The sequence below is a fragment of the Pseudomonas sp. FeS53a genome (assembly GCF_000931385.1).
In the GTDB taxonomy this organism is placed as follows: domain Bacteria; phylum Pseudomonadota; class Gammaproteobacteria; order Pseudomonadales; family Pseudomonadaceae; genus Metapseudomonas; species Metapseudomonas otitidis.
The window spans coordinates 1-21,541 of the sequence record NZ_JYFT01000068.1 but is presented as its reverse complement, the minus strand read 5'-3'; the positions used below and the strand labels follow the sequence as shown (position 1 = coordinate 21,541).

The following is a 21,541-nucleotide window of genomic DNA, read 5'->3' as shown; positions in this document are numbered from 1 at the left end:
GTCAGGCGACTCCTTGTTCCAGGTTCACGTTGGCGCGCTCGAAGACGATGGTCCAGGTGGTGTCGTTGGCCTCGCTGCCACGGGTCACCTCGGGACGCTTGGTGAAATAGCCGCGGGTGGCGCTGATCAGGTCTTCGTTGAGCAGGTCGCGCATTTCCAGGGTCAGCGGGGTGAAGGCCTTGAGGTTGCCTTCCTGCAGCAGGCGCAGGCTGTTGAGGAACTTGTTGTCACGCGAGTGCTGCTTGAGCTTCAGGGTGAGGGTCGCGGACCGGTCGTTGTTGGCAACGAACACGCCGGTGCCGTTGCTGCCGATCTTCATGGAGCCGGATTCGGCGGTGAAAGCCAGCTTGAGGACATCGGCGCCGGCGCCCCAGTCGCTGATCTCGTAGCCGTTGATCAGGACGGACAGTTGTTTCTGGTCGTAGATAGCCATGGAAAATCTCCGGAAATGAAAAGGCCCCACGCGGGGGCCGGAAAACGTTGGGTGGGTCGGGATCAGCGGTCGAAGTTGACCAGCACGTCCACGGAGTGAACGGCGCCGGCCATCTTCAGGGCCACCTGGATCGGCGGCGCCTTGCGCTGCTCGCGGTCGGAGGTGGACAGGTTGTCGACGCTGTCGGCCCAGACGTAGTAGCCCTCGTCCAGGCGCTCGCCGCTGACCAGGTTGCCGAACGGGTCGCCGTTCCACACACCGGGGGCGAAGGCACCGTTGTTCACGCCCTCGCGGCAGACCTTGCGCACGGCGGCCAGCAGGCGCGCCACACCGGCGTCGGTCAGCGGCACCTTGCTCGAAGAGCGGTAGAGGGTGGCGAAGACCTCCTTCTGCACCGCGTCGACGTACCAGTCGAGGATGTGCACTTCATCGAAGAAGCGGCCACCGATCACGGTGCCCTCGGCGACCATCGCCGACTCGTCGAAGTAGGTGTAGAAGTTCAGGCCCAGCTTCCGGCACTTGTCCGCTTCGGTGAGGGTCAGGTTGTCAGCGCTGATGCCCGGCAGCTGCTTGAACTTCATGGTCAGGGTGGAGTTGTTGGCGGCGAAGTTCACCGACAGCGCACGCGCCAGCCAGCTGGCCACGGCGTAGGGGTCGTTCTTGTCGTAGACCGCGACGGTGCGGTAGCTCTGGCGATCCTTCAGGCGCTTGAACGGGTTGCTCGGCACATTCTCCAGGTGGCTGGGGTTCTGGGTGGTGACGCCGAAGACCTTCTTGTCCGCAGCCAGCACCCAGGCGGCCGCCTGTTCGATCTCGTCGTCGGTCAGGGACGCGGCGACGGTGGCGGCGTACCAGCCGGAGTTGACCTCCAGCAGCGCGGTGAAGGCCTCGGGCAGGGTCTGCGCAGCCAGCACCAGGGCATCGCGACCGGCGACCTTCTGCGCCATGCCGTTCTCCAGGCGCAGCAGGCCACCCAGGTAGGCGCCGGTGGCGCCCAGGTCCTGGACGAAACCGACGGACTTGGTCTGGCCGGCGACGTCGGCTTCGAGGATGAAGCGGTTGGCCACGGCGTCATAGCGGCAGCTGACGGCCTGGGCGGTGAGCTTGGCGTCGATCAGCGCGGCGATGGCCGGCAGGTCGCTGGCGGCGCTGAAGTTCAGGCCGGTGACGTCCTGGCGGACGCCGTCCACGGTCACCGAGAACTGGCCGGCGCTGATGGCCTTGAGCTGGTCCAGGGTGGCCACCAGCGGCGTGCCGTTGAGGGCGGCCTTCACCGCCGGCACGTTGCGGGTGTTCTTCAGCCAGCGCGCCACCAGCAGTTGCTTGGGTCGCGGGCTCTGGGCGAAGAAGGCGCTGGCGGCCAGGGCGGTCTGGGAGGTGCTGCCGAAGGCGGCTTCCACCTCGGCCTGGCTGGCGCAGCTGATATAGAGGGTGGCGGCGTCGGTGAAGACGTTGCCGGCCTCGGGGGTGAACAGGGCGAGCTGGCCGAAGTCACGGCGCGGGCTGGCCACCGGTTGAACGTTGAGTTGTACGTTGACGATCTGCGAAAGCGGAAGGGACATATCAGGTCTCCGTTGGATTCACTGTAAGGGTGGCGGTGAGGCCCGTATCGGTGTGGGCGGTCACCACCGAGGAAGCGATGCGTTTCTGTTCCAGGACCACCTGGTGGCCATGGACGAGGACCAGCTCCAGACGGGCCTGCTCCTTGGCCACGCCCGCCTCGACGGCGGACAGGTTGTCGATGGGTTTCATGCGCGGCAGGGCAACGCCCAGCCGGCGCAAGCTGTCCAGGGCCCGGCTGGACTGCAGGATCGAGCGCGCGTCGTGCGCCAGATCCAGCGCCCCGGGGCCATGGGTGATGAGGTGGAAGGTGGTTTCACAGGCGGTGACGACGGTTTCCCGCTCGCCATTGCCGTTGAACTCGCGGCGGGACACGCCCACCTCGGCGGACTGCTGCTCGCGCAGGCTGGCGTACAGGCCCGCCGGCGGCGCAGCGGCCTGGTCGGCGGCCACCAGCGCCCCGGCCGGCAGCTCCAGCAGGCTGCGCAGCGCTTCGCGCAGGGCCGCCACATCCAGCCGCGTGGCGGTGATGCTCATGGTGTTCTCCTTTATATGCAGGGCACGACCCAGCGCGGGCGACCGGGGCCGCCCGGCCAGGCCGGGGATGGAACAGGTGGGCGCCGGGCGTCAGCCCAGGCGCAGGATGCGGGCGAGGTTGCCGCGGGCCCTGAAGACCAGGACCAGCAGGATCAGCAACACCCCCAGCATCCACGGCGACAGCTGCCCCACGGGGTAGCGGCCGACCGCGATGCTCAGGGCCTGGCTGCCGGTGCACAGCGCCATCAGGTAGGCGCAGAGCGAAACACCGGGGCGGAAGCGCGAACCGCGCCGCCGGTAAGTGATCAGCCGAAGGCAGATGGCCGAACAGACGAAGAGGGTCGCGGTGGCCAACGGGTCATCCATTGCGGCCTCCCGCGCCTCGGCGCAACAAGGTGCGCAGCCAGTTGGGCAACTGCCCGCCGCGCATCCATTCGAGCATCCCGATCCCTCCGGTGACACAGAGGGTGGCGGCCACGAAGGCCACCACCCCGCTGGTCTGGGCCAGCCCGCGACTGACCGCCTCGACGGCGGCGTAGTAGCCCCCCACCCAGGACACCAGCAGGTAGCCGGCGCGGGTCAGGGGCTTGTAGTCACGGGCGAACACCACGAAGAAGATGGCACCGCCGAATCCTCCGATCAGCGCGTTGCCATCGATGCTGGGGATCAGGATCGCCAACCCCGCGCCGGTCATCCCCCCTGCCATTGCCGCAGCGACACTGGGCTCGGTCATGATGGGACTCCTTGAAGAGGGCCCGATGATCGACCGGGCCCGGAAACGAAAGAGCCCGCTGGTGGGCGGGCTCTTGATGGTCTGATTTCGATCTTGGAGCTAGGTTACCTTTATCGTCCCAACAGGTCAATATGGGAGAACCTGTTTTTTTCAAAAATATTTTCAATGCGCCACGACAATCCCCGCACGGCTCATCGGCGCCTCCAGGCGCGCCAGGGCCTCGCGAAGTTTCAGGGCCACGCGCGCGCGCCAATCCTGGTCCCAGCGGTGCAGGGTGCTCTTGGACAGGCCGGTCAGGCGCTCGATCTCGCGGATGCTGTGGGGCGGGCGGCGGAACATGCGCATCAGCAGTGCCAGGGCGGCACGCTGCTCGGCCGAATCGGCCTGCGGCTTGAGCCAGTCACGCAGGGCCGCCATGGCCAGCACGAAGTCGCGCCCGTGGGCGTATTCGGCCTGAACCACGGCCAGTTCGAGGGGGTGGTCGGCCAGCAGGCGCTGGGCGAAACGGATCGTCATGGTGGCCTGGGCCTGCCATTCGTGGGGGCTCAGGCCGCTGGGCAGACGCTCGACGAACTGGGTGTCGAAACGCTCGCGCAGCACATCGATCGCCATCGCCGTGGACGACTTCGGCCCCACCCGGTGTTCAGCCATCCAATACGCTACGGCCAGGGCCTGTTCGGTGCTGTTAAACATGGGCTGTCTCCTTTTCCATGCCCCGTGGCAGGGCTAAACAAAAGCCCCGTCGACCGGTTCACGGCAACGGGGCAGCACAGGCGCATATAATAATACCTATATATAGGTGCTTGCAATGAAATAGGCGCACCGTTAATCTGCTGCCCCATGGAACTCAAAGACCGAATCCGGGCGGCGCGAAAGCACGCCAACCTCAGCCAGGTCCAGCTCGCCCAGGCGACTGGCATGACCCAGGCCTCCATTTCCGATCTGGAGCGTGGCAAGTCGCGCGCGACCAGTTTTGCCACGCAGATCGCCACTGTCTGCGGCGTCAGCCCGCGCTGGCTCGCCGAAGGCCACGGCGGCATGCTCGACACGCGCATGCCGCCGTCCGGCGCGAACGCCAACTGGGCCGGCGCCGTGGAGTCCTGGGACGACGACACCCCGCTGGACCCCGACGAGGTCGAGCTGCCCTTCTACAAGGAAGTGGAGCTGTCCGGCGGCAAGGGCAGCACCGTGGTGCTGCAGACCACCGGGCGCAAGCTGCGCTTCGGCAAGTACTCGCTGCGCAAGAAGAACATCGACGCGGCCAGCGCGGCCTGCGTGACGGTGAACGGCAACAGCATGGAACCGGTCCTGCCCGACGGCAGCACGGTGGGCGTGGACACCAGCTCGCGCACCATCAAGGACGGCGACATGTACGCCTTCGACCACGACGGGCAACTGCGGGTGAAGCTGCTCTACCGCCTCCCTGGCGGCGGGCTGCGCATCCGCAGCTTCAACAGCGACGAACACCCCGACGAGCGCTACGAGGCCACCGAAGTGGCCGAGCACATCAACGTCATTGGCCGGGTGTTCTGGTATTCGGTGCTGCTCTAGGCAGCGCTGGCACCGCGTGACCTCCGGAACACAGGCAAAAAAATGGGCGACCATCTGGTCGCCCGCCCAATTCATTCCGGGATGGGAATGCTAGAAACGCTTGTGTCCGATCACGCAAGATTCAGACGCGTCCTTTGTACCCCCCGAGCGCCGGCCCAACCATTGCACCAAGGTCTAACAGGCCGTTGAACACGCCCCGTGCTGACCCGCCTGGAACCCCAGCGGCCTGCCGGCTCAGGCCTCTTCCCGACCCAATCCGTACTGCCGCAGCTTGTTGGCGATGGTGGTGTGCGACACCCCCAGACGCTTGCCCAGTTGCCGGCTGCTGGGGTGGTCGGCGAACAGCCGCTCCAGCACCGCCCGCTCAAAGCGCCCGACGATGGCCTCCAGCCCGCCTTCCAGGGAGAAGTCCCCAAGGGGCTGTGGCGCGCCGTAGTCCGGCAGGCGGATGTGCTCGGCACGCACCTGGCCGCCTTCGCACAGGGAGACGGCCTGGAACAGCACGTTCTCCAGCTGCCGCACATTGCCCGGCCAGTGGTAGCGCGACAGCCGCTCCAGCGCCTGGGGCGCGAGGGTCGGCAACGGGCAGCCGATCTGCCGGCTGGCCGAGTCGAGGAAGTGCTCCACCAGCGGCCCCAGCCCATCCAGGCATTCGCGCAGCGGCGGGATGTGCAGGGACAGCACGTTGAGGCGGTGGTAGAGGTCCTGGCGGAACTCGCCCCGCGCGCACAGCTCCGACAGGTCCACCTGGGTGGCGCAGATCACCCGCACGTCCAGGTACACCTCCTCGTCGCTGCCCACCCGGCGGAAGCAGCCGTCCTGCAGGAAGCGCAGCAGCTTGGCCTGCAGGCGCGGACTCATCTCCCCCACGCCATCGAGGAACAGCGTGCCGCCGGCGGTCAGCTCCAGCAGCCCCAGCTTGCCCTCCGGCCGGGCGCCCTCGAAGGCCCCGGGGCCGTAGCCGAACAGCTCCGTCTCGGCCATGGATTCCGGCAGCCCGGCGCAATTCAGCGCCATGAACGGCGACTGCCCGCGCGGGCTCGCCAGGTGGCAGGCACGGGCCAGCAGCTCCTTGCCGGTGCCAGTCTCGCCCTCGATCAGCAGCGGCGCGTCCAGCGGTGCCATGCGCCGCGCCTCGCGCACCACCGCCGCCATCACCCGCGAACTCTGGAAGATGCTGTCGAAGCCGCGCAGCTCGTGCTTGCGCACGTTGTAGATGCGCTCCCCCACCCGGTCGGCGCGGTGCAGGGTCAGCACCGCGCCGGCCAGGGCCTCGCTCTCGTCGTGCTCGGATTGCAGCGGCGCGATGTCGGCCAGGAACACGTCGCCGCGCACCTTGATGCGCAAGCCGTTCACCCGCGCCTTGTTGGCCCGCACCACCTCCGGCAGGTCGAAATCCTCCACGTAGCGCGACAGCGGGATGCCCGGCACCTCGTCCACCCGCACGCCCAGCAACTGTGCCGCCGCGCGGTTGGCGGCGACGATGGAGCCGCCCATGTCCACCGACAGCACCGGGAACTCCAGCGCCCCCAGCAGGGCGTTCAGCTCCAGGTGGCGACGCTCGCTGGGCATCAGCCCCACGCGCTTCACGCCGAATACGCCGGGGATGGCCTCCAGCTTCGGCCGCAGGGATTGCAGTTGCAGGTTGATGAGGTTGGGGCACAGCAGGTAGATGGCGTTGCCCTGGTCCCCGCCCACTTCACCACGGTTGACGTTGATGCCGTAGTCGACGAGCAGGTTGAGGATGTCGCGCAGGATCCCTACGCGGTTCTGGCAATGGACTTTGATGCGCATGAGGCACCCCGAAACGGGCTCTTGTCAGTGCACCTCCAAAAACTACCTGCGTTGTCATCGCTGCGTTAAAAACCGACTCAAAGTGCTCATTTACACCACGTAAACTGCGCTTTTTCGCCTGTTTTTGCCTTGCGCTGACGGCCTCGCCTACGTTTTCAGAGGTGCACACCAGGGGCAGTGCCGGGAAAATCAGCGTCCTGCCCGATTTTTCCGTCAAGAATATGTGACACTTCGACGCACCAGCAAGGCCGAAACACCGGCCACTGGCAAAATCGTAAAGAATTCGTTACGAAACACACCCCCACCTTCCCATCCAGCCCGACCTCCTGCACCGCCCCAGCCCACCGAAACGCGGTATCCCTGGGTCAACACAACAACAACGTCGCGCCCTGGGAGGCCGAATGAAAACCACCCACTACGTGGCCCGCGAGCCGGACGACAGCGGCTTCATCCATTACCCGGACAGCGAGCACGCCGTCTGGAACACCCTCATCACCCGCCAGCTCAAGGTGATCGAAGGGCGCGCCTGCCAGGACTACCTGGACGGCATCGAACGCCTCGCCCTGCCCCACGACCGCATTCCCCAGCTCGACGAGATCAACCGCGTGCTCCAGGCCGCCACCGGCTGGCGCGTCGCCCGCGTCCCGGCGCTGATCCCCTTCCAGACGTTCTTCGAGCTGCTGGCCAGCCAGCAGTTCCCCGTGGCCACCTTCATCCGCACCCCGGAGGAGCTGGACTACCTGCAGGAGCCCGACATCTTCCACGAGATCTTCGGCCACTGCCCCCTGCTCACCAATCCCTGGTTCGCCGAGTTCACCCACACCTACGGCAAGCTCGGCCTCAAGGCCACCAAGGAAGAGCGCGTGTACCTCGCCCGCCTCTACTGGATGACCATCGAGTTCGGCCTGGTGGACACGCCCCAGGGCCGCCGTATCTATGGCGGCGGCATCCTCTCCTCGCCGAAGGAGACGGTCTACTCGCTGTCCAGCGAGCCCGAGCACCAGGCCTTCGACCCGCTGGAAGCGATGCGCACGCCGTACCGGATCGATATCCTGCAACCCCTGTACTTCGTGCTGCCGGAGCTGAAGCGCCTGTTCGAGCTGGCCCACGAGGACATCATGGCCCTGGTCCACCAGGCCATGGCCCTCGGCCTGCACGCGCCGAAATTCCCGCCCAAGGCGGCCTGAACCGAACCAGACTCAAGGAGCCGGCGAGCCACGCCGGCCGAACGAACAACGGAGAACCCCATGACCGCCTTGTCCCAAGCCCACTGCGAAGCCTGCCGCGCCGGCGCCCCGCTGGTTTCCGACGACGAACTGGCCACGCTGATCAAGGAGATCCCGGACTGGAACATCGAAGTCCGCGACGGAATCATGCAGCTGGAGAAGGTCTTCCTGTTCCGCACCTTCCGCCACGCCCTGGCCTTCACCAACGCCGTCGGCGCCGCCGCCGAGGAAGAAGGCCACCACCCGGGCCTGCTCACCGAGTGGGGCAAGGTCACCGTCACCTGGTGGAGCCACGAAGCCAAGGGCCTGCACCGCAACGACTTCATCATGGCCGCGCGTACCGACCGCATCGCCGAAACCGCCGAGGGCCGCAAATGAGCCACTTCGCCGCCGTGGGCCGGGTGCCGGGCGACCCCATCCTCGGGTTGATGGACGCCTTCCGCCAGGACACCCACCCCAACAAGCTCGACCTGGGCGTCGGCGTCTACAAGGACGCCCGCGGCCTCACCCCCATTCCCCACGCCGTGAAGCATGCCGAGCAGCGCCTGCTGGAGTTGGAAACCACCAAGACCTACGTCGGTGGCCACGGTGACGCCGCCTTCGGCCGCCTGCTGCAGGACCTGGTGCTGGGCATCGGCAACCCCGTACAACGCGCCGGTCGCGCCGGCACCACCCAGGCCCCGGGCGGCACCGGCGCCCTGCGCCTGGCCGCCGAGTTCATCGCCCGCAACCTGCCGGGCCGTGGTATCTGGCTGAGCGACCCGACCTGGCCGATCCACGAAACCATCTTCAACGCCGTCGGCGTCGCGATCAGCCACTACCCCTACGTGGACGCCGCCAACCGCCTCGACGTCGAAGGCCTGCTGGCAGCCTTCGAACGCATTCCCGTCGGCGACGTGGTGCTGCTGCACGCCTGCTGCCACAACCCCACCGGCTTCGACCTGGCCCAGGCCGACTGGCAACGGGTGCTGGAGGTGGTGAAGCGCCGCGAACTGCTGCCACTGATCGACTTCGCCTACCAGGGCTTCGGCGATGGCCTGGACGACGACGCCTGGGCCGTGCGCCTGTTCGCCGAAAACCTGCCGGAGGTGCTGGTCACCAGCTCCTGCTCGAAGAACTTCGGCCTCTACCGCGAACGCACCGGCGCCCTCATCGTCTGCGCCGAAGATGCCGAGAAGCTCGCCGACGTCCGCAGCCAACTGGCCTTCCACGCGCGCAACCTGTGGTCCACCCCGCCCGCCCACGGCGCCGCCGTGGTCGCCACCATCCTCGAGGATGCCAAGCTGAAGGCCGAATGGATCACCGAGCTGGAGGGCATGCGCCGCCGCGTCGCCGACCTGCGCCGGGGCCTGGTGGAAGCCCTGCAGCCCTACGGCCTGGCCGAGCGCTTCGCCCACATCGGCGTGCAGCGCGGCATGTTCTCCTACACCGGCCTGTCGCCGGAGCAGGTGGCGCGACTGCGCAGCGAGTTCAGCATCTACATGGTGGGCACCGGCCGCGCCAACATCGCCGGGCTGGACTTCAGCCGCATCGGCGACCTCGCCGCCGCCATCGCCAAGGTCTGCTGAGCGCACCGGGCGGCCCCTGCATGGGGTCGCCCGGTCGGCTCAGTAATCCACCTTGCCGCGCCCGGCCTTGATCGCCCCGCGCTTGCTCTTGCCGTCGAGGCGACGGGTCTTGGAGCCGAGGGTGGGGCGCGTCGGCCGGCGCTTCTTCTGCACCACCGCCGCCTCGCGGATCAGCGTCGCCAGGCGCTCCAGCGCATCGGCACGGTTCTGTTCCTGGGTCCGGTACTGCTGGGCCTTGATCACCACCACCCCATCGGCGGTGATGCGCGCATCCCGCAGCGCCAGCAGGCGTTCCTTGTAGAACGGCGGCAACGACGAGGCCTGGCTGTCGAAGCGCAGGTGCACCGCACTGGAGACCTTGTTGACGTTCTGCCCACCGGCGCCCTGGGCGCGGATGGCGGTCAGTTCGATCTCGTCGTCGGGGATCTGGACGTTGGAGGAAATCTGCAGCATGACGACGACCCGCGAAAAAGGGCGCCCAGAATACGCCGCGCAAAGGCCCTGATGCGAGCACGCTGGCCCGCCAACACTGAACTACGCTTAGCCAACGATCCGCTTCGCAAGGGAGGCCAAGGGGATGAACATCCGTCAGAAACTGGTGGCATCGGGCGTCATCAGCGTGCTCGCCGCCGCACTGCTGGGGGGCATCGGCCTGCTCGGGCAGAACCGCCTCGCCGATGCACTGGCCGAGAACCAGCTGAGCGTCACGGCCCTGCGCAACCACATGGAAGGCGACATGATGCACGACGCCCTGCGCGCCGACGTGCTCGCCGCCTTCGTCGCCGACCCGGGCGACAGCGCCGCCGCCAGCCAGGTGCGCAACGACTTCAGCGAGCACAGCCAGTGGTTCCGCAAGGTCATGGACGAGAACGCCAAGCTGCCGCTGAGTCCCGAGCTCAGCCAGTCCATCCGCGACCTGCGCCCGCTGATCGACACCTACATCGCAGCAGCCGGCAAGCTGGTGGACGACGCCCTGCGCGATCCCCAGGCGAGCCGCGCGCAGCTGAGCGACTTCCAGCGCATTTTCAGCGAGCTGGAGGAGCGCAACGAGAAGCTCAGCACCCTGATCGAAACCCGCGCCGACGAGGCCCGCCAGACTGCCAGCGACGCCGTACACAGCGCCGCCTGGTGGCTGCTGGGCGGGCTGGTGCTGGTCTGCGTCGTGCTCTGCCTCGCCACCGCACAGTTGATGAGCGCCATCATGCGCCCGTTGAAGAAGACCATCGACGTGGCCCGTGCCATCGCCCAGGGCAACCTGCGCAACAGCATCCAGGTGGAAAGCCGCGACGAAGCCGGCCAGCTGATGGAAGCCCTGGCCCAGATGCAGAACAGCCTGCGCGAGATGATCGCCAGCATCCGCCTGGAGAGCGAAGAGCTGCGCGGCACCGCCACCACCCTCAGCGACACCTCACGGGGCATCGTCGACGGCGCCAACCAGCAGGCCGAGAGCGCCGCCAGCATGGCCGCCGCCATGGAGCAGATGATCACCAACATCGCCCAGATCGCCGACCACGCGCGCAACGCCCAAGGCATTTCCGCCCATTCCGAAGGCCTGGCCAGCAGTGGCGGGCAGGTCATCCTAGGCGTGGTGGACGGCATGAACCGCATCGCCGAGGCCGTGAACAGCTCCTCCAACACCATCACCGCCCTGGGCCGCTCGTCCGAAGAGATCCACTCCATCATCCAGGTGATCAAGAGCATCGCCGAGCAGACCAACCTGCTGGCCCTCAACGCCGCCATCGAAGCGGCCCGGGCCGGCGAGGCCGGGCGTGGCTTCGCCGTGGTCGCCGACGAGGTGCGCAACCTCGCGGCGCGCACTGCCCAGTCCACCCAGGAGATCACCGGCATGATCGCGCGCATCCGCGAAAGCACCGACCAGGCGGTGAACAGCATGCAGACCGGCGTCACCCGCGTGCAGGACGGCGTCACCCTCGCCACCCAGGCCGGCAGCTCCATCAGCGAAATCCGCGAGGGTGCCCACAAGGCGGCTGAAGTAGTGGACGAGATCTCCCACACCATCGGCGAGCAGTCCAAGGCCAGCAGTGAAGTGGCGCAGCGGGTCGAACTCATCGCCCACATGTCCCGCAGCAACACCGAGGCCATGCACGAACTGGCCGCAGCCGCCCAGCGGCTGGACCAGGTGGCCGCCGCCATGCAGTCCTCGGTGTCGCGCTTCCAGGTCTAGCCAGCCCCTCCCCTGCCTGCCCACAAAAAAGCCGCCTTGCCCATCAGGGCAAGGCGGCTTCGTGGTGCGGCCAAACCAGCGGTCAGGCTGCCAGGCGAACGGCCTCCAGCAACGCCGGCAGCGGCAGCGCATGGGCGCCACCGATGCTCAGGGTCACCTGCTGGCCGGCAGCCCCGGCGTAACGCTGCAGGGCTTCCGGGGTCAGCTGTGCGCCGTTGAACGCGGCGTCGAAGCGCTTCTGGTCGCCTGCCACCTCGAAGGCGGCCAGCAGGCTGGGCTCGGCCACCTCCTGGGCCGTGTTCACCGCCACGGCGGTGCTCACCCCGGCCGCCTCCAGCGCCAGGGCCAGGTTCACCTCGGCCTGCAGGGCGCCGTTGAATTCCACCGAGAGCTGGCGGGTGTTGCCGGTGGCACCGATGCAGGCCAGCAGGCTGGCACTGTCCAGGGACTCGGCAGTGTTCACCCGCACCAGGGTGTTGGTGCCGGCGCCCGCCACCACGCTCGCCAGGTCGGTCTCGCCGGCCTGCGCGCCGTTGAACACCAGGCTCAGGTGGCGGCCGTTGCCTGCGGCGCCCAGCGTGTCGCGCAGCTCGTCCGCCGTCAGGGCCTGGGCGCCACCGATGACGATGCCGGTGCTCGCCCCGGCCGCCTCGACCGCCTGCAGCAGGTGCGCGGCCGGTTGCGTGCCGCTGAGCTCCACGGCGAGGTTGCGCCCGTCACCGGCCGCTTCCAGGGCCGCCAGCAGCGCTTCCGGGGCCAGCGACTGGGCGGCACCGATGCCGATGTCGACCCGCTCACCCGCCACGCCCAGCGCGGCCAGCAGCGCTTCTGCGCTGGCGCGGCCGCCGGTGAAGGTGGCGCGGACCTGGCGACCATCACCGGCCGCCGCCAGGGTCGAGCGCAGTGCAGCGGGGTTCACCGCCTGGGCGGCGTTGATCTCCACCGCCGTGTGCGGGCCGGCGAAGCTCACCGCCTGCTGGAGGTTGCGCGTCTCGGCGCGGGCCCCGTCGAAACCGAGCACCAGGCGGCGGTCGCTGCCGGCGGCGCTCACCACCGACAGCAGCGCCCCCGCATCCAGGCCGTGGGCGGCCCCGTAGTGCACGGTGGTGTTTTCACCAGCGGCCAGGAGCACCTGGCGCAGGGTATTGATCGCGACAGAACCGTCGAAGTGCAGAACGAGTTTCATGACTGACTCCCGAAAATTCCAACGCCTCAGGGCAGCGGCTACCCTCCCAGAGTCGGCTGCATCGGGCAATCGGGACCCAGTGACGGGCGCGGGCGAAAGGTCGGAAAGCCCGGTCCGAAAGGGGCCCCGGGGCTATTCGAGGACCATCCAGTCGATGACACCCACCTCGTCGTTGGCCGGCATCTTCAGCACCTGGCCGTCGCTGCGCCGCTGCAGGATCGAGCGACCGGCGCCCTGCTTCAGGCCGTCTGCCTCGCGGACCGCCACGGCCCGGTCGGTGGGGCTGAACAGCGACAGGCCATCCCCCTCGTGACGCACGCGGGTGCCCACCGGGTAGTGCCAGCCACCCAGCACCAGCGGCCGGGCCAGCTCGCCCTCCCAGAACACCGGCTCGCGCCGGGCATCCAGCTCCAGCACCAGGGACAGCCAGTGCAGGCCATCGAACGGCAGGTCGGCGGGGCCGTCGTTGCGCAGCACCCAGTGCTCGCCCAGCTGCCGCAGCGTCGTGCCGGTCGGCCAGTCGATACCCTGCACGGAGTGGCCGGGGGTCAGCGGGCAGCTCTCGAAGTGCCAGCCGGCGGGCTTCAGGCGGTCCTCCTGGGTGCGACGGAACTCCACCCACTCCCCGGCGGCGCAGGGCCACCCGTCCACCTGGCCTTCGCGGGCCAGGCGCACGCGGCTGGAGTTATAGCCGGTCGGCAGGTCGAGGGCGTCCACCTGCAAGCCGAGCAGTGCCATGGGCGCGGGCAGCTCGGCCTCCTTCAGGCTCTCCAGCCCGTGGGGCTGGGGCTGGTCCTGCCAGTCCAGCGGATCGAGGGTCTCCAGCTTGACCTGGCTGCCCGCCGGGAAGGTCAGGTCGCCCAGGGTCAGCGGCTGCTCCAGGCGCGGGTTGAGCGCCGCCTGACGGGCGGCGAATTCCGCCGCGAACTCGCGCTCCTGCAGCCACAACGCGCCCATGAGCCCCACCGGCACCAGCATCACCAGCGTCAGCAGGCCGTAGCGCCAGGGACGCGCCAGCACATGCCGACGCGAGCGCGGCCAGCACAGGGAGGCCGCCAGGGCCAGCAGCACGGGCACGGCCAGCACGCCGAGCAGGTAGATCAACCCGATGATCAGGAACACGGTGGGGTTGGGAACGGGGATCATCGGCGCACCTCGGCAATGGCAGGCGCCCATGCTCGCAGAAAGCCCGGGAAGGCGGACAGGCGCAGGTGGCCATCCGCGAGGCCGATCACACTCGTGGATTCACAAGACGGACGCAGGATCGTCAGGAAGAGGAAGGAAGGCATGCGGGCCCACCCGGCAGATCGCAGGGGCACGATCCACCGGGCAGGCTCGCCGGCCGCTTACTTGGCCGGGCTGATGTCGCCCTGTTCGAGGCGCGCCTGGCTGCTGGCCAGGGCGTTGGCGAGGGTGCTCAGGCGGGTGTCCGGCAGGGAGCCGGGCAGCGGGTCGACACCGGCGCTGACGAACACCTGGTTGTAGGCGTTGCGCAGGTCGGCATAGGCCAGGTCGCGCTTGAGCTGGGCCTGCAGGGTGTTCAGCTCGCCCTGGATCAGCTCCAGCTCGCCGATGCTCTGGGTGCTGTAGCGGTTGCGCAACTGCTCGGCGATCTGCCCGTCCAGGTCGGCCAGTTGCTGGCTGGTCTGGAACTGCCGGCGGGCCTCGGCGTAGTTGGCGCTGGCCACGTAGAGCTGCGCGAGGATGGCCATGGACATAGCCTGGCGGCGGGCCACGGTGACGTCCTGGCCGGCCTTGGCCACATCGATGGCCGCCGGGGCAGAGAGCACGTTGAACAGGTTCCAGGTGACCTTCACGCCGTAGTCGGCCCAGCTCTGGTTCACCAGGAAGCTGTTGCTGTCGTAGTGGCCACCGGCGGAGAACTCCAGGCCGGGCAGCAGGCGCAGCATGGCCTTGCGGGTCTCGGCAGCGCTGATGCGCGCCTGGTAGTCCTGCTCACGCAGTTCCGGGCGGCTGGCCAGGGCCTGCTGCTCCAGCTGGGCGAAGTTCACCTTCAGCTCGGGCACCGCGTAGTCGTTGCTGGCGGCCAGCTGGAAGTCGGTGTTCAGCGGCAGGTTGATCAGCGCGGCCAGCTCGGTCTTGGCCAGGGACAGCGCGCGGCGCTGCTCTTCCAGCTGGCGGGTGGCCTCGATCAGCGCACGCTGGTAGCTCAGCGCCTGCACCGGATCGCCGATGCGCTGGGTGCTGAGGTTGCGGCTGTCATCGCGGGCCTTGTCGACGCGGGCCATGAGGCTGTCGATCTGCTTGAGCAGGCGCTCGGCGGCCACGGCCCGCCAGTAGGCGGAGCGCACGTCCTGGGTGATGGTGTGGATGACCTTGCGACGGCGCTCCTCGACGATCAGGCGCTGGTCGGCCTGCTGCTTGGCGCTCATGTAGCTGACGCCGAAGTCGAGCACGTTCCACACCATGGTCAGGTCCGCCACGCCACGGTCGCGGTCCTGGGAGGTGGACGGTTCCAGGGACTGGGAACCGGTCTCGATGCTGCGGCTGCTGGAGGCGCTGACGTTGTTGCGCCCGGCGTAGCCAGCGGACAGCGCCATGCGCGGCAGCATGTCGAAGGTGGCCAGGTCCAGCTGGCGCTCGGCCAGGGCATGCTCCATCACCTTGAGGCGCGCCTCGAGGTTGTACTTGATGGCCCGGGCCATGGCCTCGTTCAGGGTCAGGGGCCCACTGAGGGGCTCCTGGTCCTTGAACATGCTGGAGAGGTCCGCCCGTGCACGGGCCTCGCTCTCGCTGCGGTCGATGGGCTGGGTGGTCACGGCGCACCCGCTGATGGCCAAGGCCAATAGGCTGGCAGTGAAGAGCTTGTAGGTCTGGTTCATGCTGGCGGCCGCCCCCTGGTACGGCACGGTGATTCCCTTTCTTGTCATGTCAGCCACGGGTGGTGGCCCCCGCCACCTGCCCGAGGGCCTGGGCCAACTCGCGCACCGGGCGCAGGTCGGCTTCCTTCATGGCGTGCAGTTGCTGGCCGAGAGTGGGGGCGCCGGTCAGGCCCCGCCCGTTCTTGCCGGTGTCGCCACCGCGCCACTGCTTGCCGTCGAATACCTTCAGTTGCATGTCCTGCTGCGGCACATCCTTGCCGAACATGCTGGAGAAGCTGCTGGTGCCGAACACGCCGCCGTCGCCCCCGCCGAAGCCGAGGAAGCCGTTGGCGCCGCCGTCACTGGCGGAGCTGTCGCTGCTGGCGAAGACCTGGGCGATGTAGCTGGGCGCCAGGGCGTTCGGGTTGATGAAGATGTTGCCCACGGTGGGCACCCCGCTGCCCAGGGTCGGCTGCTCGAACAGCGGCGGCGGCAGCAACGGCGAGGTGGTGCTGGACGGCGGCACGCTGGGCACGTTGGGCTGGATCGGTGCGGTCGGCGTGGTCGGCACGCTGGGCGTCGGGTTGGCACGGAATTCCGGATCGCCCTCGACCCCGCCAAGCACGTAGCCCACGGTGGCGAAGTTGTTCGCCATGGCATTGCCGACGGTGTCGGTGATACCGCTGCCGGCGGCAGCGAGGGACAGCCCGAGGGTGCCCTGGCCGGTGACGCCGCTGACGGTGACGCGGTAGGTGCGCGCATCCACCTGCACCAGCGACAGCAGGGTGCCGCTGGCGCTGCCGCTGGTGGCCAGGGCGAAGTCGGCCAGGTCGACGCCGCTGACGTCCTCGCTGAAGGTCACGGTGAAGCTGAGGGTGGTGTCGCGGGTCGGCGAGGTGCCATCGATGGCGATGTTGGTGACCTGCGGGGCGGCGGCGTCCACCAGCACGCCGGCGGTGGAGCCCACGTTGTTGAGCACGGTCTGGGCGTTGTTGCCGGCGGCATCGCGCAGGGTCGCGCCGTTGGCATCGAGGCTGGCGCCGACGGCGATGCCGTTGCTGTCCTGCTGGCCGCTGGCGACGGTGAGGCGGAACACCAGGGCGGTGCTGCCCGAGCCGCTGACGTAGTTGGCGTAGACGGTGCCGCCGGTGTCCAGGGTGATGGCCAGGCGCGGCGTGCCGCCGGTGGTGTCGACGGTCACGGCCTCATCGAAGTTCACCGTGAAGTCGAGGGTGTTGCCGGTCAGGTAGGTGCCATTGGCCGGTACACCGACGGAGGTGACGGCCGGGGCGCGGCTGTCGATGGCGTAGTTGTTGGAATCGGTGGTGCCGGTGCCGGTGTTGCCGGCGGCATCGGTGTAGCCGGTGTTGTCCAGGGTGATCAGGTTGGTCGGGTCGGTGACGTTGGCGCTGGGCGTCAGGGTCGCCGTCCAGGTGATGCCGCCGTCGGCGGAGCTGAGCCCGCTCAGGCTGCCGTTGGCCACGCTGAAGTCCGCCGTGGTCAGCCCGCACACCGCCTCGCTGAAGGTGATGGTGACGGTGGTGCCCTGCCCGGCCTTCAGCGCGGTGTCGGTGACCACGATGGTGGCCGTCGGGCGCTGGGTGTCGATGGCGTAGTTGTTGGAGTCGGTGGTGCCGCTGCCGGCGTTGCCGGCGACATCGGTGTAGCCGGTGTTGTCCAGGGTGATCAGGTTGGTCGGATCGTTGGCGCTGGCACTGGGCGTCAGGGTCGCCGTCCAGGTGACGCCACCGTCGTTGGAGCTGAGGCCGCTCAGGGTGCCGTTGGCAACGCTGAAGTCCGCCGTGGTTAGCCCGGCCACGGCCTCGTTGAAGGTGATGGTGACCGTGGTGGTCTGCCCGGCTTTCAGCACGGTGTCGGTGACCACGATGGTGGCCGTCGGACGCTGGGTGTCGATGGCGTAGTTGACCGAGTCGGTGGTGCCGCTGCCGATGTTACCCGCCTGGTCCATCACCCCGGTGTTGTCGAGGGTGATCAGGTTGGTGGCGTCGCTGATGTTGGCGCTGGGGGTGAAGGTCGCCGTCCAGGTCAGGCCGCCATCGCTGCTGCTGAGCCCACTCAGGCTGCCGTTGGCCACGCTGAAGTCGGCAATGTCCAGGCCGGTGACCCGCTCATTGAAGGTCACGGTAACGGTGGCGGTCTCGCCGATGCGCAGGGCCGTGTCGCTGAGGGTGATGCTGGTGGCCGCCGGGCGCACGCCGTCCACCACCAAGGCCTTGTTGGCGCCCAGGGAGCCGGCGGCGCCGGGGGTCGGCAGGGTGAGGATGGCGTTCTGGTTGGCGCCATCCTTGATGGTGCCGCCGTTCAGGCTCAGGGCCGAGCTGGAGGCGTAGTCGAGGTCGGCTGAGCTGTCGCCGGCCTGCACGGTGTAGCTGAAGGTCAGGGTGTCGGTGCCCGAGCCGGACACATAGTCGAGCACACGGTCGGTGACACCGGTCTCCAGGGTCAGGGTCGGGGTGCCGGTCACGTTCACCGCGCTGTCGAAGCGCACGGTGACGGTGATGACGTCGCCGATCTTGTAAGTGCCGTTGGCGGTGCTGGACGAGACGCTGGTGACGGTCGGGGCGATGGGCGCGGTCAGGGTCAGGTCGTTGCCGCTGCCGCCGATGTAGCTGGTGGTCAGCTCGGTGCCGTTGCCCGACGCGTTGAACTTGCTGCCCTCGGTGACGCCGCTGAAGGTGCCGGTCACGGCATCGGCGGCATCGTTGACGATCACCGTGTAGCTGTCACCGCTGCCGGCCGCGTAGCCGTGGGTGACCGCCAGGGTGGCACCGGACACATCGACGGCGCCGTTCACCACCACCCGGTCGTAACCGGTGCCGGCGGTGGCGCCGTTGATGTCCAGGGCCAGGGTGCTGCCCGAGGCCAGGGTCAGGTTGCCGTTGACGGTCAGGGTGGCAACGCCCGTGCCGCCCGGAGAGAGGGTGCCGCCGCTCTGCACGGTGACATCGCCGCCCAGGGTGCCGCTGCCGGCCAGGGTCGCGCCGCTGGCCACAGTGGTGGCGCTGTTGGTGCTGCCGTCGACCACCAGGGTGCCCGCCGCCACAGTGGTGGTGCCGCTGTTGGTGTTGCTGCCCGAGAGGGTCAGGTTGCTGGCGCCGGTCTTGGTCAGGCTGCCGGTGCCGCTGATGGTGCCGGACAGGGTGGCGGCCGCGCCGGCATTGACGGTGACCAGGCCGGTCAGCGCCAGGGCGTTGTCGATGGTGGTGTTGCCGGTGATCTGCAGCGTGGTGCCGTTGGCCAGGTTGAGCGCACCGGCGCCCAGGTTGGCGTCGCTGGCGATGCTCAGGGTGCCGGCGTTGACGCTGGTGCTGCCGGTGAAGGTGTTGCTGCCGGTCAGCGTGAGGGTGCTGGCACCGGACTTGGTCAGGTTGTTGCTGCCGCTGATCACCCCGGACAGGGTGGTGTCGGCGCCGGTGTTGACCGTGGCACTGCCGCTGAGGGCGATGGCGTTGTCGATGGTGGTGGCGCTGGTCACCGCCAGGGTCGAGCCGGAGGCCAGGGTAACGGTGCCGTTGCCCAGGTTGCTGTCGCTGGCGACGCTGAGGGTGCCGGCGCTCACGGTGGTGGCACCGTAGGTGTTGCTGCCGGACAGGGTCAGGGTGTTGACTCCCGACTTGGTCAGGGTGAAGGCACCGCTGATCACCCCGGACAGGGTGGCGTTGGCCGCTGCGCTGACCGTGGCATTGCCGCCGAGAACGATGGCGTTGTCGATGGTGGTGGCGCTGGACACCAACAGGGTGCTGCCGGCGGCCAGGTTCACCGCCCCCGAGCCCAGGTTGGCGTCGCTGCTCACGCTCAGGGTGCCGGCGCTCACGTAGGTGGCGCCGTAGCTGTTGCTGCCGGACAGGGTCAGGGTGCCGCTGCCGGTTTTCGTCAGGTCGTAGGCACCGCTGATGGCACCACTGAGGGTGACGGCGTTGCTGTTGCCGATGCTGCTGTTGCCGGTCAGGACGATGGCGTTGTTGATGGTGGTGGCGCCGGAGACGTCGAGCACGGTTCCACCCGCCAGGGTGACCGTGTCGCCGCCCAGGTTGCTGTCACCGAAGATCGACAGGGTGCCGCCGGAGACGGTGGTGGCGCCACCGTAGGTATTGCTGCCGGACAGGGTCAGGGTGCCGCTGCCCTGCTTGACCAGCGAACCGGTCCCGGAAATCACCCCGAGCACCGAGGTGGTGGTGTTGTCGCCCCCGGCAGTGAGCGTGTAGCTGCCCAGCTGGATGCTGGCATTGGCGTTGTTGCTTGCCAGGCTGCCGATGGTCTGATTCGAGAGCAGCGTCAGGACGCTGTTGCCGTTGACCCGCACGGTGCTGCTGTCGGCCATGGAGGCGTCGCCATTGAGCTTCAGCCAGGCGTAGTTGGCCAGCAGGGTGGCGCCGGTGTAGGTGTTGGTGCCGGAAAGCGTGGTCGAGTAGGTGGCGGAACCGCTCTGACTGAAAACCACTCCACCGGTGCCGCTGATGGAGCCGGAGAAGGTGGTATCCGCCGTCTGGGTGCTGGTGAGACTGAAACTACCGAGCGTCACCGAGCCGGCGCCGGAGAGGTTGCCGATCGCCTCGTTGCCAGCCAGGGCCAGGGTGGCGCCTGCGGCGACGGACACGCTGCTGTTGGAGGAGATCGCATCCCCGCCGCTCACCGTCAGGGTGCCGGCGCTGATGGTGGTGGCACCGGAGAAGGTATTGGCGGCGCCGGAGAGGGTCAGGTTGCCGGCACCGGCCTTGGTCACGGCGCCGCTGCCGGAAATGAGGCTGGCGATGGTCGCCGTGTCGCCGGCGCCATGGGTGAAGGTCTGGGTGGTGCCCGCGCCCAGGGTGATGGTGCCGCCGGTGAGTACCAGGCCGCTGGCCTGGTCCATGTCGAAGGTCAGGCTCTCGTTGATCGACACGGTGTTGAGGTTCAGCGTCTGGCCGGCCAGGTTGCTGGCGAAGACGATGGTCTGGGTGCCGGTGCTGTCGGCAGCGGCGATGGCGACGGCCTCGCTGAAGCTGGTGCCGTTGCTCGGGTCGATGGTCGCGGTGTCGTTGGTACTGGTGACGTAGATGGTGTCGCTGGCCACCGTGACGTTGGCCGTGGCGCTGCCTCCGGCACCGTCATTGAGGGTGACCTTGACGTTGGCATCGCCGGCCGGCGTGTCGCTGCGGTAGGTGATGCGCTGCGCCACGTCGTTGACCAGCGCCGTGGTGGCGGTGGTAGCACTGCTGGTGAAGGTGATGGTCAGCACGCCGCCGGTGTTGGTGAAGGTGGCGAAGGTCAGCCCCCCCGCCTGCAGGTTGTTGCCGCTGACGGTGAACAGCGCGCTGGCGGTGTCGAAGTCCAGCAAGTCGGTACTCACCGCCGTGCCGTTACGCTGGATCACCAGGCTGGCCCCAGACCAGTTGCCGTTGCCGCCGTTCAGCGCGCCCAGCTCGGCATCGGCCAGGCTGGCGTTGCTGCCCGCGTCGAGGCGCACGGTATTGCCCACACCAGTCCAGTTGACGCTGTCACCGTTGAGGTTGCCGAGGGTGGGCGCGGCGTTGGGGTTGTAGTTGGTATCGGTAATGCCGCCATTGGTGGTGTAGAGGGTCGAGGTGGAATCACCGTCGGCGCCGTTGACGTTCGTGCCGCCGGCCGCCTTGCCACCCAGGCCACCTGCGCCGATGTTGCCGTTGGTCAGGGTATTGAAGCTGGTGCTGTCCATGCGCACGGTGCCGCCGGCGTTCCAGATGGCACCGACCCCGGCACCGCCCGCCCCGCCATTGCCMACCCTGTTGCCAGGCCCAGTGGCCGCGTCGCTGGAAACACCGCCACCGCCACCACCACCTGCCCCCAGGTTGTTGGTGAGGCTGCTGTTGACGATGGTCAGGATGCCGCTGCTGGCGTTGAAGATACCCCCCGCAGCGGCATCCTGACCATCGTCAACAGCAGCCTCACCAACAACCTGGGGGCAGG

16 protein-coding genes and 1 pseudogene are annotated in these 21,541 nt (G+C 68.3%); 5 read left to right on the top strand and 12 right to left on the bottom strand.

All coding sequences use genetic code 11. The annotated features are described in order from the left end of the window. Position 1 precedes the first annotated feature (1 nt). From SZ55_RS21775 to SZ55_RS21750, 6 genes are all read right to left on the bottom strand, one after another. Positions 2-433: a phage structural protein gene (locus tag SZ55_RS21775; RefSeq protein ID WP_044411548.1), complete on the bottom strand. Its 432-nt coding sequence runs from the start codon at positions 431-433 to the stop codon at positions 2-4. 62 nt (positions 434-495) lie between these two features. After that, positions 496-1,995, bottom strand: coding sequence for a DUF3383 domain-containing protein (locus tag SZ55_RS21770; protein ID WP_044411545.1), 1,500 nt, complete (start codon positions 1,993-1,995; stop codon positions 496-498). A gap of 1 nt (position 1,996) precedes the next feature. Further along, a complete protein-coding gene (locus SZ55_RS21765; RefSeq protein WP_177329742.1) occupies positions 1,997-2,530 on the bottom strand; it encodes a phage neck terminator protein in 534 nt (177 codons plus the stop codon). Between the two features lie 90 nt (positions 2,531-2,620). Beyond that, complete coding sequence (locus SZ55_RS21760; RefSeq protein ID WP_044411543.1) at positions 2,621-2,896, bottom strand: phage holin family protein; 276 nt, start codon at positions 2,894-2,896, stop codon at positions 2,621-2,623. Beyond that, positions 2,889-3,263, bottom strand: a complete 375-nt coding sequence (locus SZ55_RS21755) for a putative holin (RefSeq protein WP_044411540.1) — start codon at positions 3,261-3,263, stop codon at positions 2,889-2,891. Before SZ55_RS21755 ends, SZ55_RS21760 begins: the two co-directional genes overlap by 8 nt. 162 nt (positions 3,264-3,425) lie before the next feature. Continuing rightward, complete coding sequence (locus tag SZ55_RS21750) at positions 3,426-3,956, bottom strand: hypothetical protein (RefSeq protein WP_044411537.1); 531 nt, start codon at positions 3,954-3,956, stop codon at positions 3,426-3,428. A 147-nt stretch (positions 3,957-4,103) separates the two neighbouring features. Between SZ55_RS21750 and SZ55_RS21745 the strand changes: the two genes are divergently transcribed. Continuing rightward, positions 4,104-4,814: an XRE family transcriptional regulator gene (locus SZ55_RS21745; protein WP_044411536.1), complete on the top strand. Its 711-nt coding sequence runs from the start codon at positions 4,104-4,106 to the stop codon at positions 4,812-4,814. A gap of 234 nt (positions 4,815-5,048) precedes the next feature. Here SZ55_RS21745 and SZ55_RS21740 read toward each other — a convergent pair whose 3' ends face one another. Beyond that, positions 5,049-6,608: a sigma-54-dependent phenylalanine hydroxylase transcriptional regulator PhhR gene (locus SZ55_RS21740; protein WP_044411533.1), complete on the bottom strand. Its 1,560-nt coding sequence runs from the start codon at positions 6,606-6,608 to the stop codon at positions 5,049-5,051. A gap of 356 nt (positions 6,609-6,964) precedes the next feature. Here SZ55_RS21740 and phhA point away from each other — a divergent pair, with 356 nt between their 5' ends. From phhA to SZ55_RS21725, 3 genes are read left to right on the top strand one after another with little or no spacing between them, the layout of a single operon-like run. Next, entirely contained in the window at positions 6,965-7,795 is an 831-nt protein-coding gene (phhA, locus tag SZ55_RS21735) for a phenylalanine 4-monooxygenase (RefSeq protein WP_309042769.1), read from the top strand. 60 nt (positions 7,796-7,855) lie between these two features. Beyond that, entirely contained in the window at positions 7,856-8,212 is a 357-nt protein-coding gene (locus SZ55_RS21730; protein WP_044411526.1) for a 4a-hydroxytetrahydrobiopterin dehydratase, read from the top strand. After that, positions 8,209-9,402, top strand: coding sequence for an amino acid aminotransferase (locus tag SZ55_RS21725; protein WP_044411524.1), 1,194 nt, complete (start codon positions 8,209-8,211; stop codon positions 9,400-9,402). The genes SZ55_RS21730 and SZ55_RS21725 overlap by 4 nt, the downstream gene beginning before the upstream one ends. Positions 9,403-9,441: 39 nt before the next feature. Here the strand turns inward: SZ55_RS21725 and arfB are convergent, their stop codons facing one another. After that, complete coding sequence (gene arfB, locus SZ55_RS21720) at positions 9,442-9,855, bottom strand: alternative ribosome rescue aminoacyl-tRNA hydrolase ArfB (protein WP_044411522.1); 414 nt, start codon at positions 9,853-9,855, stop codon at positions 9,442-9,444. Positions 9,856-9,979: 124 nt separating this feature from the next. On the opposite strand from arfB, the gene SZ55_RS21715 reads away from it, so the two are divergent. Continuing rightward, on the top strand, positions 9,980-11,587 hold the full coding sequence (locus SZ55_RS21715; RefSeq protein ID WP_044411519.1) for a methyl-accepting chemotaxis protein: 1,608 nt from the start codon (positions 9,980-9,982) through the stop codon (positions 11,585-11,587). A gap of 82 nt (positions 11,588-11,669) precedes the next feature. Here SZ55_RS21715 and SZ55_RS21710 read toward each other — a convergent pair whose 3' ends face one another. The 4 genes and pseudogenes from SZ55_RS21710 to SZ55_RS21695 all read right to left on the bottom strand — a co-directional run. Further along, positions 11,670-12,773: a hypothetical protein gene (locus SZ55_RS21710; RefSeq protein WP_044411516.1), complete on the bottom strand. Its 1,104-nt coding sequence runs from the start codon at positions 12,771-12,773 to the stop codon at positions 11,670-11,672. A 132-nt stretch (positions 12,774-12,905) separates the two neighbouring features. Beyond that, entirely contained in the window at positions 12,906-13,919 is a 1,014-nt protein-coding gene (locus SZ55_RS21705) for a hypothetical protein (protein WP_044411513.1), read from the bottom strand. Between the two features lie 200 nt (positions 13,920-14,119). Continuing rightward, positions 14,120-15,616 (bottom strand): TolC family protein, encoded by a 1,497-nt coding sequence (locus SZ55_RS21700; RefSeq protein WP_044411647.1) that lies wholly within the window; start codon positions 15,614-15,616, stop codon positions 14,120-14,122. A 1,078-nt stretch (positions 15,617-16,694) separates the two neighbouring features. After that, positions 16,695-21,128, bottom strand: a pseudogene (locus tag SZ55_RS21695) (beta strand repeat-containing protein); the annotation flags it as partial. Positions 21,129-21,541 lie beyond the last annotated feature (413 nt).